The organism is Rhodococcus sp. WS1 (assembly GCF_003797745.1).
Classification (GTDB): domain Bacteria; phylum Actinomycetota; class Actinomycetes; order Mycobacteriales; family Mycobacteriaceae; genus Rhodococcus_F; species Rhodococcus_F erythropolis.
Window position 1 is genome coordinate 271049 of sequence record NZ_RKLZ01000002.1, and the last position, 19891, is coordinate 290939.

Below are 19891 nucleotides of genomic sequence, written 5' to 3' on the forward strand. Positions count from 1 at the left end.
GTCCTGTTTGCCCGCCAGCGCGCCGACTCCGCCATCTTGGATTTAGGGTGAACTTTCGGTAACAGATATATATCGACAGGCTTATCATCAGCAAAAAGGACCTAGGTCCCACTATGAGCAAGGTCACGGCTTGAAGGTAAGAAGAACCCTCAGAAACGGTGTGGCAAACCGAACTGAACCCACGTTTCGTGGGCCTCAGGGCATTTGAAGGCCGAAAGTGCGGACATCCAGCCAGTGCACGTACTTGAATGTGCAACCAACAGGCACTACTTGGCAATCGATCGCAATCAAGACACCTGAGCGGGGCCTAGGAGCGCAACTCTGCATGGTTCACGCGGAGATGTTCACTTCGTGGTCGGCGCGAACTCGCAAGACCCACTTGCGTCGCACCGTTAGCTTGTCAATCACTGATACGTGCAGACGACGCGCAGAAGTAGTACGCATGTACGAGAAAGGGCTCTGACCAAGACCGCAGTCCTTGATCAGAGCCCTACCAACTCGGAGTCGAAAGTTATGCCGGTTCTCTCATGATGCCGAGATGCCGTGCAGTCCCGGACACCCCAGGAACCTCTTGCACAGGCGACCAGGTATTCAGCCCGTCCGTGCTGTCGGAGTAGAGATACTTACCTTCGGTATAGGCGTCGAGATAGATCCGCCAGTCGCCGCTCGGCAACTGAACTACGGCCGGACCTTCGACAAGCGAACCCCAATTCCCTGGCGGGACAAACGAATAAGGTCCCGTCACCGAAGGAGCGACCGCATGCTCGACGACCTTCTTCGTCTCGTTCTTGGTGAACGCATGATAGGTCGATCCGACTTTGACCACGGTGGTGTCGATGTGGTCCGCACCGATCCCGGCGAGCGGAACAGGCGGGCTCCACAACCGGAGCGACGGTTCCAACGCCGTCATCAGATACGGCACAAATCCTCCACCGGTCGACATCGACAGGATGACGTTGACACGATCGCCGTCCACAAACCATTCAGGCGCCCAGGCCTTGGTAACGAATGGTGACAGCGACGGTCCGTCGCTGAAACCGGCCGAACCCGAGAAGCCCGGCGGGCTCGCAGAACCGGTGCCATCTCCCGTTCCAGGCATCAACGCGCAGCAAAACGGAACCGGATAGTTCCCCAGCGGTGTCCAATTGATGCGGTCGCTGCTGCGTGCGAAACCGATGTTCGCCCCACCACCCGTCGTGTAGGTGAGGTAGTACAGCCCGTCCGTGTTCCGGAAGATGCTCGGATCACGCACGAGCCCAGACGGCGGCCTGTACGCCGACTGCTGGACGAGCTGAAAGCCGGTGCCGTCGGCCGACTCGTAGACATCCATGTCACGGTCGCTGGCGTTGCTGAACGCCACCATTGTGTATTTCCAGTCAGGCGGCGGCGCGGCGCTGCTGGCAGGGGCTGCGACCAGCAACCCCGCGACGACGAGGATCACCAGCGATACAGCAGAAAGGCCGGTCCGTTTTGTCGGAATCACCGATGCAGTATGTATGACAGCTAGCGCACGATGGGTAGCTTCGGCGGTAGGTAGAGCAGGATCGTTACCTAAGTCGATTCGCCTTGTAGTGAGGACGGGGACGCCGGCAAGGTCAGCCGTTAGCATCACGCCATGGAACTTGGGGTGCATTTCGCGCTGTCAGACAGCGTGGCAGCGGAACTTCTGGACGCACGCGGCGACGACGACAAACTCGGCGCAGTGGTCGAGGACATCGAGGAGACGGGCCGATCCGAGTTCTCGTGCGACACGGACAAGGCGTGGGATCCGATCCTGTGCGCCCTCTCCAGCACGGGGTACGAGCGCGTGTCCGAGAACTGGCCGGCCTACGGCGTGATCTTGGGGGACGACGACCTCAACACCGACACCGACGACCAACTCGTCACCTACCTGGCACCCGATCGGGTCGCCGAAGTCTCCTCGTACCTGGCGGAAATCACCGAATCCGAGTTCGGCGTGCGCTACGACGCGATGCCGCTCGACGACCGCAACCCCGAGTACGGTCCCGACGAGCGCCGGTACGCCTGGGGTTGGTTGCAGGAAGTGGCGGACTTTTTCCAGCGCGCGGCCCGAGAGAATCACCACGTGGTGTTCACCGTGCGGTTCTGACGCCCACTACCCAAGCAGTGTGACTCCGAAAACAGTAAAGGCTCTGACCTGGACCGAAGTCCGAGGTCAGAGCCTTTGCTTTGGCGGAAGCGGAGGGATTTGAACCCCCGGTGGGTTTAACGCCACGCTCGCTTTCAAGGCGAGTGCATTCGGCCGCTCTGCCACGCTTCCGTGGGCGATCCTATCGGGTGTTCCCGCGGACCGCGAAAACGGCTCCGACGTCAGCGCTCGCCGATGGCTTTGTCGACCTTCTCGAAGACGTCTGCCAGCACGTCCAGTTCCTGGGGAGTCAGCAGATCGACCAGATTGTTCCGAACCCCGGCCACGTGAGTAGGTGCCGCCTCGGCGAGGCGACGCCTACCCTCTTCCGTGATCCGCGCGAGCACGCCGCGACCATCTTCGACGCAAGTGTCGCGCACGACGATGCCCTGAGATTCCATCCGCCTGATCTGGTGCGTCAGGCGGCTACGCGAAGACAACACGCCGTCTGCCAGGTCACTCATCCGCAACGACCCGTCAGCTGACTCCGAGAGCATGACCAGAATGCGGTAATCAGCCAACGACAGGTCGTGTGAATCCTGCAGTTCGCGGTTGAGAACCTCCATGAGGCGCTGATTGCCGTCCATGTAGCCGCGCCATGCACGCATCTCGCACGGCGTCAGCCACGGTGTCTCACCGTGCGCCGCCTGCGATGTCTCCTCGGTTGTCGCTTCAGCTGTCACAGGTTCCAAGTTTAGACCTGTGTCCGCCCGTCACAGTAAGACTCACCCTAAAGTCACGAATTGGACATCAGGATCGAACGGTCGATTTCGGCGACCGATGCCAGGCCCGCCAGCCCCATCGTCAGATCCAGGTCGGCCAGGAGACTTCGGAGCGCATGACGCACTCCGTCAGCTCCGGCCAATCCCAATCCGTACGCCCACGGTCGCCCATACAGCACTGCATCGGCACCCAAGGCCAGAGCCTTGATTACGTCTGCGCCACAACGAATTCCGGAGTCCATCAGGATGTCCACCTCATGCCCCACCGCATCAGCGACGGGACCGAGAGCGTCGAGCGCCGAAATCGACCCGTCGACCTGACGCCCACCATGGTTGCTCACGACAATGCCGGTGGCGCCGGCCGCGACGGCCTCACGTGCGTCGTCGGGATGGACAATTCCCTTCACCGCGATCGGAAGTGTCGTCCACTGGCGAAGTTTCGCGATATCCGCGATCCGCACCGCGTGATTGCCGAACAACGACACCCACGTGAGAACCGCGATTTGCAGGGCTTCTGCGCTCTCCTCGGGCGGCGTCGCCAGTTTGGCGCGGAACACCGGATCCGACAGGTAGTTGGCAATACCCTTCGCCTGCAGGAACGGCAGGTGACCGAGTTCGAGATCCCTTGGACGCCAACCCATACCGGGAGTATCGGCAGTCAGGACGATAGCCTTCGCGCCCGCCGTCTCCGCCCGACGGACAAACGACTCGGCAAGCTCGTCGTCGGCCGGCCAGTACAGCTGGTACCACCAGTTATCGCCCGAGGCCGCCGCTACGTCTTCGATGGTCGAAGACGCCGCCGTCGAGAGAATCGATCCGATCCCCAACTCGGCAGTGACCGAACCGACCGCAACCTCGGCGTCGTCGTGGACCAAGCCGAGCACTCCCACCGGAGCCGTCAGAATCGGTGCGGCCAACCGCGTCCCCAACACCTCGACGCTCAGATCGCGCGCGTCGGGCGCCGCAGTCCCCCGCAACATCCGCGGCACGATCGCATGCTTGTCGAACGCCCGCAGATTCGACACCGCGGTCCGTTCGGTCGACGCGCTACCGGCGATGTACCCGAAAGCCTCTGGTGAGAGTTGCTCGCGCGCGGCATCTTCCAAGCCCGCCGCAGTCATCGGCAAAGCCGGCTTCGCGCCGCTCAGTCCCGTCAGATAGATCTCGTTCTGCATGTTCCCGAAGTAAGTCACGTCCGCGACGGTAGCGGCAAAACACCCGTCAGCGGGGAGATTCGCTAGCGTCGTATCCATGTACGCCATAACGATCGATCAGCCCGGCGGTCCCGAGGTCATGAAATGGGCGCAGCAGCCCGATCCTGAACTACCTCGCGGGCACGTACTCGTCGAGGTCGCCGCGACCGCAGTCAACCGCGCCGACCTGCTCCAACGTCAAGGCTTCTACCCGCCGCCGCCCGGCGCGAGTGACATTCTCGGCCTCGAATGCTCGGGTGTGATCACCGAACTCGGCGAAGACGTCACCGGTTGGTCCGTCGGCGACGAAGTCTGCGCATTGCTGGCCGGCGGTGGCTATGCCGAGAAGGTTGCGGTCCCGGCAACACAACTTCTCCCCGTTCCCGCGGGCGTCGATCTCCGTGTCGCAGCGTCTCTGCCGGAAGTTGCGTGCACGGTGTGGTCGAACGTCGTGATGCGCGGCGGCCTACGACGCGGACAGGTACTACTCGTCCATGGCGGTGGCGGCGGAATCGGCACCCACGCCATCCAGGTCGGCAAAGCCCTCGGCGCCCGCGTCGCAGTTACCGCGGGTTCGGAGGACAAATTGAACCGCTGCCGCGAATTGGGCGCGGATATTCTCATCAACTATCGCGACAGCGACTTCGTAGCATCACTCGCCGAAGCCACCGACAACCACGGCGCCGATGTGGTTCTGGACAACATGGGAGCGTCGTACCTCGGGCGCAACGTCGACGCACTCGCCATGGACGGCCACGTCGTGATCATCGGAATGCAGGGTGGTCGCAAGGGCGAGGTCGACATCGCCAAGCTGATGGGAAAGCGCGGAAACATCACGTCGACGGGCCTGCGCGGGCGTCCGCTCACCGGCCCAGGCGGTAAAGCGGACATCGTCGCCGACGTCCGTGCGAAGTTGTGGCCGTTGATCGCCGATGGATCGGTTCAACCGATCGTGTCGACCGAACTTCCGATCACCGAGGCGCCATTAGCCCATCAGTTGCTGGATTCGCCGGAAACCGTAGGCAAGGTCATCCTCACCGTGAAGTGAGCCGAGCGGGATCGATCAGCCCAGGGCGCCGAGTTCGGCGACCAGCTGATTGATCTCGTACCGCGTCGTGTACGGCGCAAGGCCGACGGTGACCGCGCCGCCTTCGTCGTTGACACCGAGGGCGTCGAGCAGCCTGGAACCACCATGCGTACCGCTGACCGTTGCGATGCGCTTGTCGGCCAGGTGCGCGGCGACCTTGTCTGCCGCCATCCCCTCGAGCGTGAAGCTGAGCGTCGGCACCCGCGTGGGTGCGCCGCCGATCACCATCACGTTGGGCAGGGCTGCGAGAGAACGCATGAGGTGATCGAACAGACCGTCCTGATAGTCCTGCAGCGAGCTGATCGAGGTTTCGAGGCGCTCACGCCTGGTTCCCGTTGCCGATTCGTCCAAGCCCGCCAGGAAATCGATCGACGACGTGAGACCGGACAGCAGCGCGAACTGATGACCGCCCACCTCGAGTCGCTCGGCGCCACGCGCGTACGGGTTGAGCGACACGGCCGGAATCCGGTCGAGCAGTCCGGGATCGCGGAAGACGAGTGCGCCCACCTGTGGACCGCCCCACGACGGCGCGCTGACGGCAACGATGTCCGCCCCGAGATCAGCCATGTCCACATGCGCATATGGCGCTGCACCGACGGCGTCGACCACCATCAGTCCGCCGAATTCGTGCAGACGATCAGCTGCGGCACGGACGTTCGGAGCCGAACCGACGACCGGTGATGCGGCCGTCAAGGCCACCAAGCGAGTCGTCGAGGTGATGAGATCGTTGAACTGCCAACTCGGGAGCTCACACGTTTCGATTTCGACCTCGGCCCATCGCACCTGAGCGCCGTAGCGACTGGCCACACGAAGCCAGGGCGCGACGTTCGCCTCTTCGTCGAGGCGCGAGAGCACGAGACCGGTTCCGAGTCCCAACCGCGAACTCAGCGACTCGGCGAGCCAAGCCAACAGTACCGCTCGGTCTGATCCGAGAACGACTCCCGCAGGATCTCCGCCGACCAGATCGGCGACCGCGGTGCGCGCACTCTCGAGAATGGCAGCACTACGACGGTTCGAGACGTGGCGACCGGAGGAAGAAGACGCAGAGGCACGGAACGCGGTGGAGACCGTCCGCGAGACGGCGTCCGGGATCTGCATTCCGGCCTGCGGATCGAGGTGGATCCAGCCGTCACCGAGTGAGGGAATCAACCCCCGTACGCGGGCAACGTCGTAAGCCATGCTCGACACTCTAGGTGCAGACGCCCGCTTAGTCGAAGGCAGTCACCCAATTACCCGTCAGTACAGTTATTCGATAGCTAACTTTTTGGGGGTTACGCGGCGTTTGTCGCCCACACACGACAAGATGGAAGCATGACGAACCCCGACAAAGAGCAGGTACTCGTTATCGGACCCGACGGTCGACCCGTCGCGATGCCGGCGGCCGAGGCAGAGGCCTCCACCTCCGGCACCACCGAAGGCGCGGAATCCGAAGCCGAGTCCGTCGCCGAGATGGTCGAGCAGCCGGCCAAGGTCATGCGAATCGGCACGATGATCAAACAACTCTTGGAGGAAGTGCGCGCCGCGCCGCTCGACGACGCCAGCCGCAAGCGCCTCAAGGACATCCACACCTCGTCCATCCGAGAACTGGAACAGGGCCTGGCACCCGAACTCCGTGAAGAACTCGAGCGACTGAGCCTCCCGTTCACCGACGACTCCATTCCCTCCGACGCCGAACTGCGAATCGCGCAGGCCCAACTCGTCGGCTGGCTCGAAGGACTGTTCCACGGAATTCAGACCGCACTGTTCGCCCAGCAGATGGCAGCGCGCGCTCAGCTCGAACAAATGCGTCAGGGCGCACTGCCTCCCGGCATGAGCATCGGGGCTCCGCATTCGCCTGCACATCCGGACCAACAGAGCCCAGGAACCGGCCAGTATCTGTAACTCGGACCACCACTAGGTCCGAGGGAAATCCGGCGCCGACGCCAGGCCGGTAGGCTCGACCTCCGTGTCAGCATCCGCAATCGAATCCGAGACGCCGGACGCACCTGCGCCCGTGTCCGACTCCCAGACGTTCCGTCGTGCGTTCAAAGACCTTCGCGACGGTCTGAATCAGCGTGAGTTGTGGCTCAGCCTCGGCTGGCAGGACATCAAACAGCGCTACCGCCGGTCGGTGATCGGACCGTTCTGGATCACGATCGCCACCGGCGTTCAGGCCGCCGCGATGGGTCTTCTGTACTCCGCGTTGCTGAACATTCCGCTCAAGGAGTTCCTGCCGTACGTCACGGTCGGGCTGATCGTGTGGAACCTGATCAGTGCAAGCATCCTCGAAGGCTCCGAGGTCTTCATCGCCAACGAGGGCCTGATCAAGCAGTTGCCGTCGGCGTTGAGTGTGCATGTCTATCGCCTGGTCTGGCGACAGGTGCTGTTCTTCGCGCACAACTTCGCGATCTACATAGTTCTTCTGTTCGCGTTCAGTATCTGGCAGAACATGAGCTGGACGGCGCTCGCGGCAATACCGGCATTCGTGCTGATCGTCGCGAACACGCTGTGGGTCTCGATCGTCTTCGGTATCTTCTCCACCCGGTACCGCGACATCGCCCCCATCCTCGGCAGCCTCACCCTGCTGCTGTTCGTGCTGACGCCGATCATGTGGACGACGCAGGCTCTCAAGGATCAAAGTCCAGAAGCCGCAGGGCGCGTGCGACTCGCCGAGCTCAACCCCCTGTACCACTACCTCGAGATCATCCGAGCACCACTCATCGGGGCCGACCAGCAGGCATACCACTGGTACATCGTCATCGCCTTCACCGTCGTCGGCTGGGCCGTCGCGATTCTGGCACTCCGCAAGTACCGGGCACGCGTGCCCTACTGGGTCTAGAGGAAACACATGAGTCAGCCAGTCAGCATCCACACGCAGAACGCGTGCGTCGACTTCCCGATCTTCGACGCGAAATCCCGCTCGCTCAAGAAGGCCTTCCTCGGCAAGGCCGGAGGATCCATCGGCCGCAACGACTCCGATGTCGTCGTCGTCGAAGCGCTCCGCGACATCACGATGACGCTCAAGGAAGGCGACCGCATCGGGCTCGTCGGCCACAACGGCGCCGGCAAATCCACCCTGCTGCGCCTGCTCTCCGGAATCTACGAACCCACCCGGGGATCCGCCAGCATTCGCGGGCGCGTCGCACCCGTCTTCGACCTCGGTGTCGGCATGGACCCGGAAATCTCCGGGTACGAGAACATCATCATCCGCGGCCTGTTCCTCGGTCAGACCCGCAAGCAGATGCTCGCGAAGATGGACGAGATCGCCGAATTCACCGAACTCGGTGAATACCTCTCCATGCCGTTGCGCACCTACTCCACCGGCATGCGCGTACGCGTTGCCATGGGCGTCGTGACCAGTATTGATCCTGAGATCTTGCTTCTCGACGAGGGCATCGGTGCCGTCGACGCCGAATTCATGAAGAAGGCCCGCATCCGGCTGCAGAAGCTGGTGGAACGCTCCGGCATCCTGGTGTTCGCCAGCCACTCCAACGAATTCCTCGCTCAGCTGTGCAACAGCGCGATGTGGATCGACCACGGCCAGATCCGCATGCAAGGCGACATCGAAGACGTCGTGCGCGCTTACGAAGGTGACGACGCCGCCGAACACGTGCGCCACGTGATCAAGGAAATGGAACGGGAGAACACCCCGTGAGCGCACCCGAGAAAATCATCGGGGTCGTCGTCACTCACAAGCGTCGTGAACTGCTGGCCGAATCCTTGAAGGTTCTCAGCACCCAGTCGCGTCCGCTCGATCATCTGGTTGTCGTCGACAATGCCGACGAAGCCGATGTGAAAGAGCTCGTCGACAACGCTCCACTGCCGACCAGTTACATCGGTTCTCAGCACAACCTCGGCGGTGCCGGAGGATTTGCTCTTGGCATTCTCTACGCGCTTTCACTCGGCGCCGACCGCGTCTGGCTCGCCGACGACGACGGCCGCCCGGAGGGCCCCGAAGTCCTGGAAACACTGCTCGACTGTGCAATTCGGAACGACCTGGCCGAGGTCTCCCCCGTCGTCTGCGACATCGACAACCCCGACCGCCTCGCCTTCCCACTTCGCCGCGGTACGTCGTGGCGCCGGTTGCGTTCCGAACTCGGCGACGAGGATCTCCTGCCCGGCATCGCGTCCCTCTTCAACGGCGCACTGTTCACCGCCGACGCGATCGATGCCGTCGGAGTTCCGGATCTACGCCTGTTCGTCCGCGGCGACGAGGTCGAGGTACACCGTCGCCTCGTGCGCTCCGGCCTGAAGTTCGGTACCTGCCTGCAAACTGCCTACGTCCACCCCAACGGCGCGGACGAGTTCAAGCCGATCCTCGGCGGACGCATGCACACGCAGTACCCCGACAACGACACGAAGCGCTACTTCACGTACCGCAACCGTGGATACATCCTCTCCCAACCGGGAATGCGGAAACTGCTTCCGCAGGAATGGGTTCGGTTCGGCTGGTACTTCCTGATCACACGCCGCGATCCGGCCGGACTGCGCGAGTGGATGCGATTGCGCAAGCTCGGCCGGGAAGAGAAGTTCGAACGTCCGAGTTAAGTCGGCCGCCCCGAGTTAATTCAGTTGCACAGTCGCGTCTGCGGCTGAGACGATTCTGATCCGACGCATGGTGCGTCCTGAGATTTTCGAGGAGTGAGTATTGATGACTGTCGTGTTCCGCAGTTTCAGCGCCGTCAACATTCACACTTCTTCGTACTCGAGGACACAATCACCATGTCGGAAAACAGCACGCCCCTGACCGAATACGGTTGGAACGCAACACTCTCGAACACATTCACTGCCCTGGCGCCACCGGACTCCGTACCCGGGCGCGTTCTTCGCGTCGACCGCGGACGGTGTGACGTGGCCATCGCCGAAGGTACAGTTCGCGCACTCAGCGGCAGCGATCCACTCTGTACGGGTGACTGGGTCGCCGTGGCCGAGTTACGGGACTCACGCGAACCCGAGATGCACACGGTCACTTCGATACTCCCCCGATCAAGCAGCATCGTTCGATCCTCGGCATCCGGAAAATCGGAAGGCCAGATTCTGGCGGCCAATGTCGACACCGTCGTCATCGCCACGGCTTCGGACGGCGACGTCGATCTCGGGCGCATCGAGCGACTACTCGCACTCGCCTGGGAAAGTGGCGCAACACCTGTCGTCGCACTCACCAAATCGGATGCAGCTCAATATATCTCCGACACTCTAGCTGAGGTCTCTGCCATTGCGCCCGGCGCAACAGTGCTGGCCGTCAGTGCCGAGACCAACGAAGGAATGGATGTACTCGATGCAGTTCTGGACGGCACCGTGGCGATACTCGGTCCATCCGGCGCCGGTAAGTCGACGCTCGCGAACGCACTCCTCGCGGACACCACAGGCGCCGATCGACTCGAGACCGGCCGCGTTCGAATCGGCGATGGAAAGGGACGCCACACCACAGTCACGAGAGAACTGATCCCCTTCTCCGGCGCCCGGACGTTGATCGACACACCCGGCCTGCGAGGGGTTGGCATGTGGAACGCGGCGGAGGGGATCGACAAGACGTTCCCCGAGATCGAGGAACTGCTTGCGGAGTGCCGGTTCTCCGATTGCGCACACAACTCCGAGCCGGGATGCGCAGTCCTGAGCGCACTCGGGCGCGGCGATATCGACGAACGGAGACTTGCGAGCTACCGGAAACTACAGCGAGAGAATGCATGGAACGCCGCGCGAAGCGATGCTCGTCTGCAGGCAGAGAGGACGCGGGCGATCAAGGTGATCTCCCGACAGCTCAAGAGTCACTACCGCGGTCGGGACCGGTAGCGTAGAAAGCCTGGCAGCATGGGGGTGATCCCGACGAGAGGTTGCCATGTTCGAGCAGTTCCGTTCCAGCGCCAGGACCAAGCTTCAGCGTGCGGTATCCGAGGTGGTCGAGGCCGCCGACCGGCGCAACGCAGACCGCACGCAACAGATCCTCGACGCGCTGGCTCTCTCACGTGACGAACTGGCCGAGGCCCGCGGTGACATCGCGGGCCTCCGGTCCAGGATCGACGAGCTGGAATTTCGTCAGCGTCGGGATCTGGCCTACGCCGTCGACCTGCAAGCGACGGCATCGACCGCAGAGTTCATCCTCGAACACCTTCGCGTCGCCGAGACGTTCGCCCACCCACACGACACGCTTCGCCATGCACTGGGCTTGATCGAAATCCCCGGCATGGCACTCGAATTCGGTGTTGCCAGCGGAACCACACTCAGGATCGTCGCGGAGGCTTTCCCCGAACGCGAGGGGACCGTCGCAGGTTTCGACGTGTTCTCCGGCCTTCCGGAGACCTGGCGCACCGGGTTCCCGGTCGGCGAGTTCGCACAGGAATCCATCCCCGAAGTGCCTGGAGCGCAACTTGTTCCGGGCCTCTTCGAGGACACCTTGCCCTCGTTCCTGAACGACGAATCCGGCCCCGTTGCGTTCCTGCACCTCGACGCCGACCTTTACTCGTCCACCAAGACCGTGCTCGATCTCCTCGGCGACCGACTGGTCCCCGGGTCGATCGTCGTCTTCGACGAGTTCTTCAACTATCCCGGGTGGCAGCAGCACGAGTACCGGGCGTGGACGGAGTTCGTCACACGCACCGGCATCTCGTTCGAATATCTCGGGTACACCGTCGACAACGAGCAGGTCATCGCCAAGATAGTGCGTTGAGGCTCACTTCTCGTACAGTCGAGCCCAGTTCTCGCGGCTGGTGAGCTGCGGGAACTCGCGAGCGAATGCTTCAGCCACACTTGGTGCTTCGGCGAGGAACCGCTTCATGACGCCGGCGAGGCGACCGCTCATCTCGGCGGCCTTCTCGCTGTCGAAGCGGCGTTCACGCACGCCTCCCTGCGAAGCATCGGTGACGAAGACGTGATCGAAACGTCCGACGTGCCACCACTGCGCGTCTTCGTACGAGATCGCCACCGGACCCCGCTCGAGGTGATTGCGTGCCTGCATCACAGCGCGTTTCGCCAAAACGAGGTCTGTCCACAAACCGGGTTTCGGGCTCGGCGCAACACGACGGATCGGCAGCCTCCCCGGCAGCTCGGAGGCCGGGCGAGTTACCGTCTCAGGGAAGCGCTTACGTTCCTGGTTGATCGCGGCAAGCGCCTTCTGCCCACCGTCCGCCAAACCTGCCGGCCCCTCGAGAAATCCCTCGATCGCCCGGAGTTGCGTATGTGCAAGGCCGTACTGCAAACCCACGATCGAATGCGAAATGTCGCGGGAGAGCTGCTTCGCGAGGGTTTTGGGTGCAAACCCTGGGTCAAGCGCAGCGGTGATCAGTCCGTTGCGCGTACTGAAGTAGTGCGCAAAACCGTCGACGTCCTTCCAATAGAAGTCCGCATGCCAGACAGCAGCCGACGGCAACGTGATGGTGGGAATCCCGGCCCGCCCAGCCCGCAAGCTGTACTCGACGTCGTCCCACTGGAAGAAGACCGGCAGTGGCAAGCCGATCCGCTCGATGGCTTCAGCAGGGATCAGGCAAGACCACCAGCCGTTGTATTCGGCGTCCACGCGACGTTCCGGCAGCTTCTCGAGCACACTCCGGTTGCGAACACCGTGCTCATCGGTCGGTACACCACGCTGAAGCGTGCCCAGATCCACGCGTTCACCCGAAGCCAGCAGGTAGTCGGGGTTGAACAGGAAGAGCATCTGGGCACCGATCAACGCCGGCTCCGTCGTCATGTTCGCGAACGCACTCAGTCGAAGAACCGATTCGGGTTCGCACAGAATGTCGTCGTCCATCAAGATCACGTCGGCGTGCGGCCCGGCCGCCGAAGCCTCGTACAGGCCCCGGGTGAATCCGCCGGCACCACCCAGATTCGCCTGCCGCAGATATTGCAACCGCGAACCGAACTTCTTCGACACTTCCTGGAACAGCTCACGGCTCTCTACCGGATCCGTTCCCTGATCGACGACGTACAGAGCGTCGAGCAACGCGAGTACACGCTCGTCGGACGCGAGGGCCTCGACCGTGCGCGCACAGTCGTCCGCACGATTGAACGTGCAGATCGCCACGGCTACCGGGCGAATCGACTCCGGCGAGACGACGGTCCATTCCACATCGTCGACCACTGCGCCGCCACCCTGCGCTTCGAACTGCAGCCACAGTGCCCCGCCGTCGACGAAAGTATCGAGCGGGGCGGTCATGGACACTCGCTCGTCGCCGGTCACGACGACGTTCGTCACGATACGACGGTGGCCACCGATGTCCGAGGCCTGGATCTGGATGCGGCAAGCGGTATCGGCCACGACATGTGCAGTGACGGTGACCTCGGTGACATTGGTCCAGCGCTGCCAGTAGCTGGCCGGAAAACGACCGAAGAAGGTATTGGTGTGCGCGACCGCGCCCGGCTGAAGCCGCAACTCGAACCGCGATCGCGTCGACATACCGACCTTGGTCACCGCATACAGTTCGTCACTGGCGACGGGCGAAGTTCCGGTGAACAACGTCCGCTGCGCCAGCAGTCGATCCGACGTCGCGCTGCGTTCGATCAACTCGACTCCGGAATCGGACTGGTCATCGGTCGTGTTCACGGTATCCACGCCCCGCAGGGTATCGCGAATCCGCACCTCGGCGCCCCGGGCACCGAGACACACCAGGTCTACCCGCGATTACTCCTAGCGATCACTCACTGCAGCGGCCGCCCGCAGCTCGGTCTTTCGCCGACGAAGCGACAACAAACCCTTCGCCATCTGGATCACGTCCTTGGGCGAGATACGGCTCGCATGCGCCAGATGATCGTCGCTGAGTCGGATCGGGACCTCGACCGGGCGTACTCCGGCCAATTCGAGCGCGTAGTCCAGTTCGGTGGTGAAAAGGAAGCCACGCTCGGTCAACGAGGGTGCGATTCGACGCAGCAAGACACCGTCGACGATGAAAGTTCCCTGGGGATCGCCCGTGCGGGTACCCAGCACCACCCGTCGCAGCGTCGCGAATCCACCCGTCATCACCGAACGCAGCAAGCCACGTTCCACCTCTGAGTCCGAATGAGCCTTCGAACCGATGACCACCGGCGGGACGGACCCTAGATCCGCCATCACGCGGTCGGCGCCTTCGATGTCACCGAAACCGAACGGAAGGTCGTCCGCGGTGAGCAACACGCGTCGTCCACGAGAAGCTAGCGTCCCGGCGCGAAGCGCTGCGCCCATCCCTTTGTCGCTGCTCATCGGCAGGAAGGTCACTCCAGGCCAAGACCAGGAAGCTGCCAGAGCAGCACACACGTCGGCAGTGTTGTCCGTCGAACCGTTCTCCACGACGATGATCTCGACCTGACCGGCGCTCTCGGCGGGGCGGTTGGTGAAGTAGTCGGCGAATTGACGCACCGTCGACTCCAGCACCTCGCCTGAGTTGTATGCGGGGATGATCACCGAGAGTTCCGGCGTAGCTGGTTCCCCACGAACGGGTTCCGTTCGCGATGTCGCCACGTCCCGATCTCCTTACTTCCCCGACTGCAGTTCGAACTCGTCGGAATACTACGCTCCGAGAAACAAGGCGCAGCCCAGGCTCCGAGAAAAAGAGCACGACCCAGGCTCCGAACAACAGCCATCGACTCGAAGACGAAAGCACATCGTGAAATCTGACTTACCGCTCGCACAACGCGTGGTGCCGCCAATTCTTCTCGCCGCTCTGGTGTCGATCGTCGCCGCCATCCCACTGATCTCCAATCGGTGGTTCTACTACTGGGACGACAGCGCAGCAGCTTTCACGCCTGGTTGGCACACGATCGGCGAGCGAATCCTGTCCGGGTCATGGCCGACGCTCATTCCCGAATTGTGGGCCGGCGGCAATGTCACAGCCGAAGCCCTTTACGGGACATACAATCCCGTGATCCTTCTGGATTCGGTTGCCATTGCACTCATTCCGAACCTGGGAATCGGAATCACCCTGGTCAAGATGCAATTCATGGCGATTCTCGCGGTAGGCGTTTATCTGGTGGCCCGCCAGTACGGCGCCAATCGGTCGATGGCTTTCATCGCCGGATTTGCCATGCCGTTCGCCGGATACACGCTCTATTTCGACGCCTCCAGTTGGGCGTCCGGGCTGATCGCCTTCGCCTGGATCCCCCACGTCTGGTGGTCTACCCGCGCCAGCGCCCTCGGCCGAGTGAACCCCCTGGTACCGATCGTTTTCGGCTATCTTGCGATGACCACCGGAAACCCGTACGGCGCTGTCGGTGTCGCGGTCGTCTACCTCGCTGTCATAGCGGAATGCATCGCAATCAAACGCGCAGGCAGCATCAAATCACTGATGATCAGCGCGGCAGCGATCATCATGATGTCGCTGATCGTGTATCTACCATTGCTCTTCACCACCGGCGTGTCGGTGCGTACTCAGTCCGGAATCGCGAACGACGGTTCGCTTCGACCCGATCTCGGTGACCTGCTCAACCTCTCCGGCCCGTCGAACCAGCCGTACGTCACCGCTTTCGCTTCGCCTGCCATGACGATTCCGCTGGTGTACCTGGCTTGGTTCCTCATACCGCTCGCACCGTGGATTCAGTGGAAGTCACTGAAGAAGTTGGGCCGCCACAGCGTCTCGCTGTTCGTCTTCGGCGGAATCTACGTCGTACTACTTCTCGGACCGTCGAATCTGTGGCTTTTCCGTTGGCCCGCGCGACTGCTCGAGTACGGTCAACTGCCCGCAATCGTGGTCACGGCGGTCGCCCTCTCTGCCGGACTGCATCGTGATCGAATCCGGACAAGATCAATCATCACCGCGGGATTGTTGGCACTTCAGTTCTACCTTGCCTGGTCGAATGTCCCGGAAGACATCGGTATTCACTCGGCATCGCTGCTCATCACCGTGGTTCTCACCGTTTTCGCGTTGGTCGTGGCCTACCGAAAGCCCCGCTACCTCGCCGGTGCACTCGCTGTCGGCATCGTCGTCGTGCTCAGTGCTCAGACCAATTTCTGGTTCACCGGAAACTACAACGTGACACCGTGGAAGTTCCCCAGGCAGGTGGCATTCCTGGAGTCCAAGTTCGAGGACCGTTACCAGGGAACCACTTTCGCGATTGCCGACCCCGTCAACATCCCGCCGGACAACGAAACCGGGCAGTGGGGTGACCTCCTGTTCGGCAACGCCTGGCAGCCCGCCGGAGTCAATGCCGTCAACAGCTACGCCGGAATCAGCTACAACGATTTCGTTCAAGCACTGTGCTTGAACTACTACGGCGGCGTCCAGTGTCCGGACGGCGTCGACCGACTGCTCGCCGAATCGCCGGGAACGGGTGTGTCCTGGCTCGACGCGATGCGAGTCGACACGGTCGTCGTTCAGAATTCCGGACCGTACGGCGGAAAACGCGCCCTCGACGCCCTACCCGAGGGCGAGTGGACCGTATCGCCGGATCGGGTGGTCACGGTCGGCCATCGCACCACCGAGCATCAGTGGCCCGACGGTCGCGTATCGGCAACGACGCCTGGTCTCGACGTGCGTGGCGATGCCGCCGCTACGGACACCAGGGAAACCGTCGAATACACCGGATCAGGCACGGTCACATTCGCCCTGCTGGCCTGGCCGGGTTGGAGCGCGACCGTAGATGGTCAGACGGTCGAGACGAAGGCCAGCCCCGGCGGGTTGTTGCAGGTGGATCTACCGCCGAGCGCCGAATCCGGATCTACCCTCACCATCGAATTCAGTCCACCCGGAAGTACTTTCGGTTGGACTGTCGCCGGCGTCGGACTGCTCCTGGCACTGTCTCAAGGAGCGTGGGCCTTCCGACGCCGACGCAGCGGTCAGGACGACAACGCTGCAGCCAACGCAGATTCCGTCACCTCGTGAACCGCGCGGTGAGCGGGCAGAATCGACGCTCGCTCACCGTCTGCGTCACCGGTGCCCTGCACCAATCCGAGGAAATGCGTCAGCTGCGCGGCAAGCGGTTCCTCGCTGTAGCGGATCGTCGGAATTTCGATGACCGTCTGCTGCTGGTAGCCGTCCCGATCGGTGGGCATGTTGTCGTCGATGTGCCGGTAGATCGTGATGTCGCGACGCAAGAGATCGATCTCGATGAGTCGATCGGCCTCGAGCAACGACAGCTGGCGAATCTTGCGCTGACTGATCCGGCTCGCGGAAATCGTTGCAACAGCACCTGATCCGAAGCGCAATACGGCGTCGGCGCAATCTTCCGACCGGTTCTGCACGGACGTCGGGTGGAAGTAGCCGAACTCCCCTTTTGCCAAACTGGGTTCCGAGCCGGCAAATCCGATGGCAAGGTCGATATCGTGAATCAGCAGGTCCGTCGCGACACCCGTCGGAATGCGGGAAACGAACGGCGAGTGGCGGATACCGTTCACCTGCCACACATCGCCGGAGAACTCGCGGGCGGTGCGAACAGCAGGATTGAACCGTTCGAGCAGTCCACACATCAGTGGAACACCGGACGCGCGCGAACGATCGACCAGGTCGACGCTCTGCTCGTACGTCGCAGCCAACGGCTTCTCTACCAGGACAGGCTTACCCAGATCGAGAACCCGCCCGGCCAACTCGTAGTGCGCCGGCGTAGCAGCGGCGATCACGACGGCGTCGATACCGTCGAGCGAGTCGAAATCGGCGGCCCAACGCGTATCGAACCGCGCAGCAACAGCTTTGCCCTGCTCCTCGCGCGGCTCGATCAGCAGATCCAACTCGCACAGCGCCGACTGCGCGATGACCCGCGCATGCAGCGAGCCCATCTGACCGGATCCGACAAGAGCGATACGTGGCTTGCTAGCAGTCATTTTTCAGGCCTCCATGGCGCCGCGTACCGCGGCAACGATCTGATCGACGTCGCCGGCGGACAACGCAGCGTGGACGGGGATGCTCAGGCACCGCGACGCGACCGAAGTGGCCACCGGCGTCTCGTCGATGACGACGCGCGGATGCTCGCGGTAGCACTCGTAGTCGTAGACGGCCTTCGGGTAGTAGATGCCGCTACCGATGTCCTTCGCGGCCAGACGCTCACTCAACTGGTCGCGAGTGATAGGTGCGTCTTCGGCCAGCAGCAAGGTGAACTGATGCCAGACATGTCCACGACCGGACAGTTCGCTCGGCAGGATCAGTCCTTCGACGTCCTTCAGGCCGACACGCAAGGCCTCCGCATTCCGGCGGCGCGCCTCGACCTGCTGCATGTACGTCGCCATCTGGGGCAGAGCCAAGCTCGCCTGGAGGTCAGTCATCCGGTAGTTCTGGCCGACCATCTCGTACTGGTAGCGCGCCCGCATGCCCTGGTTGCGCAGGACCCGAAGTCGATCGGCGATCGCGTCGTCGTCGGTCGTGATCATTCCGCCCTCGGCGGTCGTGAGGTTCTTCGTTGCATAGAACGAGAAGCAACCCACACCGAAACTGCCGGCGCCTCGCCCGTCGTACGTCGCTCCGTGGGCCTGAGCGGCGTCCTCGACGACAGTCAGACCGTTTTTCGATGCCAGCGGCATCAATGCGCCCATATCCGCCGACTGTCCGTACAGATGAACCGGCATCAGAACCTTCGTGCGGTCCCCGATTCGATCGGCAGCAACTGCCGGGTCGATATTGAAATCGGCCTCGGAGATATCGGCGAACCTCGCCATCGCGCCTGCCTCGAGGATCGCGTTGAGCGTGGCCACGAACGTGAACGGCGTGGTCAGAACCTCGTCACCTGGCTGAAGATCCTGGACCTGCAGAGCCGCGATCAACGCCGTCGTGCCGTTGTTCACCGCCACCGCGTGTCGCGTCCCGACCAGCGCCGCGAACTCGTCCTCGAGCCGCTTCACCTTGGGTCCCTGCGCGACGATCCCCGATCGCAGAGTGTCCAGCACCTCGCGCTCGACTTCTTCCCCGAACGAGATACTGGATATCGCGATCACTGAGTTACCTCCGATAGATTCATCCGACCGTCGTCGGAACGAAATACCCCGACAACCCAGGAAGCGTATCGAAACACGATTCGATACTTCGAGAGGATTCCGGAACCCGCATGTCTGAACGAGCCGACTGCCACATCCATCCGACCGCCGTCATCGGCGCCGACGTACTGATCGGGGCAGGGGTCACGGTCGGACCGAACGCCGTGCTGACCGGCCCACTCGAGATCGGCGACGATTGCTGGATCGGCGCGGGAGCGGTCTTGGGAGCTCCCCCCGAGATCCTCGGCGCGCTACACCCGACATCCTGGTCGGTCAGCGCCGGTCTGGGAATTCGAATCGGTGCTCGAACGACGATTCGCGAATTGAGCACCGTCCATCAGGGCAGCGAACGCCGCACCGAGATCGGCGAAGACTGCTTCGTGATGAACAGAGTGGGAATCGAGCACGACGTGCAGATCGGTGACCGATGCGTCGTGTCATCCGGCACGACGCTTGCCGGGCACGTCAGCGTCGGAAACAGCGTCAACCTAGGCATGCACACTGTCGCGCACCAACGCCGCATCATCGGCTCCGGATCCATGATCGGGATGGGAACCGTCGTGGTCAAGGACGTTCCACCCTTCTCGAAGGCATTCGGCAACCCGGTGTCGTTGAACGGTGTCAACCGGATCGGAATGAGCCGATCGGGTATCTCGGACGCGGATATTTCCGAAATCGAAGACCTCTACGCCGCCGGCAGCTTCGGCACGTCACCGGCCATTCCGGACTCACTCTCGGAAGCCTTCACCTGGTGGCGGGAACGCGCCGACAAACCGCTCGTGGTTTAGCGAGACAAATCCTGGTTGGTATCGTCTGCGAAATGACGAACGGGCGGGATGCAGGCGCGTGAGTACCTCTCCCGAATCTGAACAACCGGTCGAAGACGTCGAACCGGCCGCA

Annotated in this window: 18 protein-coding genes and 1 tRNA gene; 10 read left to right on the plus strand and 9 right to left on the minus strand. The window is 62.5% G+C overall.

Features of this window, described 5'->3' with window-relative positions:
• Positions 1-511: 511 nt before the first annotated feature.
• Positions 512-1363, minus strand: coding sequence for a glycoside hydrolase family 43 protein (locus EEB12_RS13825; protein WP_223257880.1), 852 nt, complete (start codon positions 1361-1363; stop codon positions 512-514).
• A gap of 252 nt (positions 1364-1615) precedes the next feature.
• Here EEB12_RS13825 and EEB12_RS13830 point away from each other — a divergent pair, with 252 nt between their 5' ends.
• On the plus strand, positions 1616-2110 hold the full coding sequence (locus EEB12_RS13830; RefSeq protein WP_021332843.1) for a DUF1877 family protein: 495 nt from the start codon (positions 1616-1618) through the stop codon (positions 2108-2110).
• An 81-nt stretch (positions 2111-2191) separates the two neighbouring features.
• On the opposite strand, the gene EEB12_RS13835 is transcribed toward EEB12_RS13830, so the two are convergent.
• From EEB12_RS13835 to EEB12_RS13845, 3 genes are all read right to left on the minus strand, one after another.
• A tRNA-Ser gene (locus EEB12_RS13835) sits at positions 2192-2281 on the minus strand.
• 50 nt (positions 2282-2331) lie between these two features.
• Positions 2332-2757, minus strand: a complete 426-nt coding sequence (locus EEB12_RS13840) for a MarR family winged helix-turn-helix transcriptional regulator (RefSeq protein ID WP_020968140.1) — start codon at positions 2755-2757, stop codon at positions 2332-2334.
• Positions 2758-2885: 128 nt separating this feature from the next.
• Entirely contained in the window at positions 2886-4124 is a 1239-nt protein-coding gene (locus tag EEB12_RS13845) for a lactate 2-monooxygenase (RefSeq protein WP_021332842.1), read from the minus strand.
• On the opposite strand from EEB12_RS13845, the gene EEB12_RS13850 reads away from it, so the two are divergent.
• Entirely contained in the window at positions 4123-5112 is a 990-nt protein-coding gene (locus EEB12_RS13850; protein ID WP_007731765.1) for an NAD(P)H-quinone oxidoreductase, read from the plus strand. The two genes, EEB12_RS13845 and EEB12_RS13850, sit on opposite strands and share 2 nt — an antisense overlap.
• A gap of 15 nt (positions 5113-5127) precedes the next feature.
• Here EEB12_RS13850 and EEB12_RS13855 read toward each other — a convergent pair whose 3' ends face one another.
• Positions 5128-6330: a cysteine desulfurase-like protein gene (locus EEB12_RS13855; RefSeq protein ID WP_007731767.1), complete on the minus strand. Its 1203-nt coding sequence runs from the start codon at positions 6328-6330 to the stop codon at positions 5128-5130.
• Positions 6331-6462: 132 nt separating this feature from the next.
• Between EEB12_RS13855 and EEB12_RS13860 the strand changes: the two genes are divergently transcribed.
• The 6 genes from EEB12_RS13860 to EEB12_RS13885 all read left to right on the plus strand — a co-directional run bounded on the left by EEB12_RS13860 (position 6463) and on the right by EEB12_RS13885 (position 11797).
• Entirely contained in the window at positions 6463-7032 is a 570-nt protein-coding gene (locus EEB12_RS13860; RefSeq protein ID WP_003943894.1) for a bacterial proteasome activator family protein, read from the plus strand.
• A 64-nt stretch (positions 7033-7096) separates the two neighbouring features.
• The gene (locus tag EEB12_RS13865) at positions 7097-7969 is read left to right on the plus strand and encodes an ABC transporter permease (RefSeq protein ID WP_019746445.1); all 873 of its coding nucleotides are present in this window, start codon (positions 7097-7099) and stop codon (positions 7967-7969) included.
• A 9-nt stretch (positions 7970-7978) separates the two neighbouring features.
• Entirely contained in the window at positions 7979-8785 is an 807-nt protein-coding gene (locus EEB12_RS13870) for an ABC transporter ATP-binding protein (RefSeq protein WP_007731776.1), read from the plus strand.
• The gene (locus tag EEB12_RS13875; RefSeq protein WP_113683459.1) at positions 8782-9678 is read left to right on the plus strand and encodes a glycosyltransferase; all 897 of its coding nucleotides are present in this window, start codon (positions 8782-8784) and stop codon (positions 9676-9678) included. The genes EEB12_RS13870 and EEB12_RS13875 overlap by 4 nt, the downstream gene beginning before the upstream one ends.
• Before the next feature lie 174 nt (positions 9679-9852).
• On the plus strand, positions 9853-10923 hold the full coding sequence (rsgA, locus tag EEB12_RS13880) for a ribosome small subunit-dependent GTPase A (RefSeq protein ID WP_141487952.1): 1071 nt from the start codon (positions 9853-9855) through the stop codon (positions 10921-10923).
• A gap of 46 nt (positions 10924-10969) precedes the next feature.
• Positions 10970-11797, plus strand: coding sequence for a TylF/MycF/NovP-related O-methyltransferase (locus EEB12_RS13885; protein WP_141487953.1), 828 nt, complete (start codon positions 10970-10972; stop codon positions 11795-11797).
• 3 nt (positions 11798-11800) lie between these two features.
• On the opposite strand, the gene EEB12_RS13890 is transcribed toward EEB12_RS13885, so the two are convergent.
• Positions 11801-13675, minus strand: coding sequence for a glycosyltransferase (locus EEB12_RS13890; RefSeq protein ID WP_037249282.1), 1875 nt, complete (start codon positions 13673-13675; stop codon positions 11801-11803).
• Between the two features lie 75 nt (positions 13676-13750).
• Positions 13751-14557 (minus strand): glycosyltransferase, encoded by an 807-nt coding sequence (locus tag EEB12_RS13895; RefSeq protein ID WP_141487954.1) that lies wholly within the window; start codon positions 14555-14557, stop codon positions 13751-13753.
• 145 nt (positions 14558-14702) lie between these two features.
• Here EEB12_RS13895 and EEB12_RS13900 point away from each other — a divergent pair, with 145 nt between their 5' ends.
• On the plus strand, positions 14703-16913 hold the full coding sequence (locus EEB12_RS13900; protein WP_141487955.1) for a hypothetical protein: 2211 nt from the start codon (positions 14703-14705) through the stop codon (positions 16911-16913).
• Here EEB12_RS13900 and EEB12_RS13905 read toward each other — a convergent pair.
• A complete protein-coding gene (locus tag EEB12_RS13905) occupies positions 16868-17848 on the minus strand; it encodes a Gfo/Idh/MocA family protein (protein WP_019746438.1) in 981 nt (326 codons plus the stop codon). The genes EEB12_RS13900 and EEB12_RS13905 overlap by 46 nt on opposite strands.
• Positions 17849-17851: 3 nt before the next feature.
• Positions 17852-18952: a DegT/DnrJ/EryC1/StrS family aminotransferase gene (locus EEB12_RS13910; RefSeq protein ID WP_019746437.1), complete on the minus strand. Its 1101-nt coding sequence runs from the start codon at positions 18950-18952 to the stop codon at positions 17852-17854.
• 110 nt (positions 18953-19062) lie between these two features.
• Here EEB12_RS13910 and EEB12_RS13915 point away from each other — a divergent pair, with 110 nt between their 5' ends.
• The gene (locus tag EEB12_RS13915; RefSeq protein ID WP_019746436.1) at positions 19063-19779 is read left to right on the plus strand and encodes a DapH/DapD/GlmU-related protein; all 717 of its coding nucleotides are present in this window, start codon (positions 19063-19065) and stop codon (positions 19777-19779) included.
• Positions 19780-19891 lie beyond the last annotated feature (112 nt).